This is a genomic window from Lichenibacterium minor, assembly GCF_004137685.1.
Classification (GTDB): Bacteria; Pseudomonadota; Alphaproteobacteria; order Rhizobiales; family Beijerinckiaceae; genus Lichenihabitans; species Lichenihabitans minor.
The window spans coordinates 1-1,193 of sequence record NZ_QYBB01000150.1 but is presented as its reverse complement, the minus strand read 5'-3'; the positions used below and the strand labels follow the sequence as shown (position 1 = coordinate 1,193).

1 protein-coding gene and 1 pseudogene are annotated in these 1,193 nt (G+C 72.3%); one reads left to right on the top strand and one right to left on the bottom strand.

The genetic code is table 11. The features are described from left to right. Positions 1–279: pseudogene (locus D3273_RS29520) on the top strand (IS66 family transposase); the annotation flags it as partial. A 104-nt stretch (positions 280–383) separates the two neighbouring features. On the opposite strand, the gene tnpC reads toward D3273_RS29520, so the two are convergent. Beyond that, on the bottom strand, positions 384–1,193 hold an 810-nt coding region (tnpC, locus tag D3273_RS29515; protein ID WP_165359764.1), incomplete at its 5' end, for an IS66 family transposase.

Genomic DNA, 1,193 nt, shown 5'->3' with positions numbered 1-1,193 from the left:
CGCCGTGCCGAACCGCCTCCGCCGAGCCCTGCTCTAAAAGCCAGCCATCCGCAACGTGGGCCCGGCGCACCGCTTACCGAAGCCGTGCGGCGCATGGATGAGCTGTTCGCCATCGAGCGCGAGGTGAACGGCCGTCCTGCGGCCGAGCGGCTGGCGATGCGACGCGAGCGCTCCGTGCCCATCGTGGCGGCTCTCGAGGGCTGGATACGCTCCGAGCGGGCCCGCCTGCCGGGCGCCGCACCGGTGGCGAAGGCGATGAACTACATGCTCGACCGCTGGCCGTCCGTACCCCTGCGGCGAAGCACGCGGGATCGGCGCTTGCGGTTTTCCGCGTGGCGTGAAGGCGGCCAGTCCGCTGGCAGGCCGGCACGCGGATGCCTGGATCAGGCCGCGGCGTCGAAACTCGGCGATGCGGCCGGGATGGGCTGCCAGTTCCAGGGCAGCAGCTCGGCGAGGCGTTGGGCAGGGTGGGACGCGATACGGCCGAGCACGTCGGCCAACCAGGCCTGTGGGTCGACGTCGTTCAGCTTGGCCGTCACGATCAGGCTGTTGAAGAACGCCGCGCGCTGGCCGCCGCGGTTCGAGCCGGCGAAGAGCCACGCCTTCCTGCCGAGAGCCAAGCCGCGCAGCGCCCGCTCCGCCGCGTTGTTCGTCATGCACACGCGCCCGTCGTCGAGGAGGTGGGCGAAGGACGGCCAGCGATCGAGCATGTAGTTCATCGCCTTCGCCACCGGGGCGGCGCCCGGCAGGCGGACCCGCTCGGCGCGCATCCAGTCTTCCAGGGCCGCCACGATAGGGGCGGAGCGCAGGCTGCGCACGGCCAGGCGTTCGGACGCGGAACGGCCGTTCGCCTCGCGCTCGATGGCGAACAGCTCGTCCATTCGCCGCACGGCTTCGAGCGCCAGGGGGGCGATCACCGCCACCTTCTTCTGAGCCCTCTGGCGCGCTGCCCCTTCGATGTCGGCCAGCTCGAAGAACTTGCGCCGCGCGTGGGCCCAACACGCGGCCTCGATGATCGGCGCGGGCTTGCGCTCGCCCCCGTACAGCCTGCCGTAGCCCCCGTAGGCGTCGGCCTGCAGCACCCCGGTCCAGTTCGCCAGATGCGCCTGCGGGTGTTCGCCCCGGCGGTCGGGCGAGAAGTGGAACACGGCCGCCGGGGGATCGCCACCGCCGAAGGGCCGGTCGTCGCGCAC